3 protein-coding genes are annotated in these 1,553 nt (G+C 46.7%); all 3 read left to right on the top strand.

The window, feature by feature from the left end; translation table 11 throughout:
- Positions 1–733: serine hydroxymethyltransferase (locus A3739_RS18585; protein ID WP_156502684.1), on the top strand; the 733-nt coding region annotated here is incomplete at its 5' end.
- A gap of 19 nt (positions 734–752) precedes the next feature.
- Positions 753–1,226: a transcriptional regulator NrdR gene (nrdR, locus tag A3739_RS18580; RefSeq protein WP_068478615.1), complete on the top strand. Its 474-nt coding sequence runs from the start codon at positions 753–755 to the stop codon at positions 1,224–1,226.
- A gap of 21 nt (positions 1,227–1,247) precedes the next feature.
- Positions 1,248–1,553 (top strand): bifunctional diaminohydroxyphosphoribosylaminopyrimidine deaminase/5-amino-6-(5-phosphoribosylamino)uracil reductase RibD (locus A3739_RS18575; RefSeq protein ID WP_231877106.1); only part of this gene is annotated, 306 nt, incomplete at its 3' end.

Genomic DNA, 1,553 nt, shown 5'->3' with positions numbered 1-1,553 from the left:
TTCTCTTGTTGTTGACTGGAAGCGTTTCAGAGCAATTGCAGACGAAGTGGGTGCGTACTTGTTTGTTGATATGGCGCATATAGCGGGTCTTGTTGCTGGCGGTGTTTACCCAAGTCCTGTTGGTATTGCAGATGTCGTGACTACAACGACGCATAAAACGCTACGAGGCCCTCGTGGTGGTTTGATTTTGGCAAATGATGACGAAGAGCTGAACAAAAAGCTGAACTTTGCCGTCTTCCCTGAAAGTCAGGGTGGACCATTGATGCACGTGATTGCTGCGAAAGCAGTGTGCTTCAAAGAAGCGATGTCAGAAGAGTTTAAAACATATCAGCAGCAAGTCGTTAAAAATGCACAAGCGATGGTTTCTGTATTTTTAGAGCGTGGCTACAAAATTGTGTCTGGCGGTACTGATGACCACCTCTTCTTGCTTGATTTGATTGATAAAGATGTAACGGGCAAAGACGCTGACGCAGCATTAGGTCGTGCTCACATTACAGTAAACAAGAACTCGGTTCCAAACGATCCTCGTTCTCCATTTGTAACGAGTGGATTGCGTATTGGTACGCCAGCTATTACAAGTCGAGGTTTTCAGTCGAAAGATTGTTCTGAATTAGCTTCATGGATTTGTGATGTGATTGACGCGTTAGTTGCCAATCCAGAGGACGACTCTGTCATCAACGCAACACGCGAAAAAGTGCAAGCAATTTGCTCGCGTTTGCCAGTTTACGCATAACTGTCAGGGTTGATTCCTCATGCATTGTCCGTTTTGTAAGGCGACTGACACGAAGGTTTACGACTCTCGTTTGGTTTCTGACGGCAATCAAGTACGTCGTCGACGCGAGTGCTTGACCTGCCAAGAACGCTTTACCACATTTGAAACGGCTGAGCTTGTGATGCCGCGGGTTGTTAAACAAGACGGCTCGCGCCAACCCTTCGATGAAGAAAAGCTGAATCGTGGTGTTCAGCGAGCTTTAGAAAAGCGTCCTGTGAGTATTGAGTCTATTGAACAAGCGATAGACAACATCAAGTATCGTCTGCGAGCGACTGGTGAGCGAGAACTATCTTCATTGCAAGTGGGTGAAGAAGTGATGCGAGAACTTCGAAGTTTAGATGAAGTTGCATATGTTCGATTTGCCTCGGTATATCGCAGTTTCCAAGACATCAATGAGTTTAAAGAAGAGATTGATCGCTTAGCCAAGCGTGATCGCTCTTCTGATAACGCATAAGCACTAAGAGTTTTGCTCCATATGCATGACTGGTCGGCTGATGATCATCGTTATATGGCTCGTGCTATCGAGTTAGCCTGGCTTGGTGAATTAAGTTGCCAGCCTAATCCACGTGTTGGTTGTGTCATAGTGCGCGATGGTCAGATTGTTGGAGAGGGCTTTCATGAACGAGCAGGTGAAGGCCATGCTGAGGTTAACGCATTAGCTCAAGCCGGAGAGTTGGCCAAAGGTGCTACGGCATATGTAACCCTAGAGCCTTGCAGTCATTACGGTAGAACTCCACCTTGTGCAAGAGCCTTAGTCGATGCGGGATTGGCACGCGTTATT

It is taken from the genome of Oleiphilus sp. HI0067, assembly GCF_001635735.1.
Note: the sequence above shows the minus strand (reverse complement) of the source record. Positions and strands in the feature narration are given on the sequence as shown.

Bases quoted from the DNA above. Each gene is read 5' to 3' on its own strand.
- nrdR (WP_068478615.1), top strand. From the start codon at position 753: ATGCATTGTCCGTTTTGTAAGGCGACTGACACGAAGGTTTACGACTCT.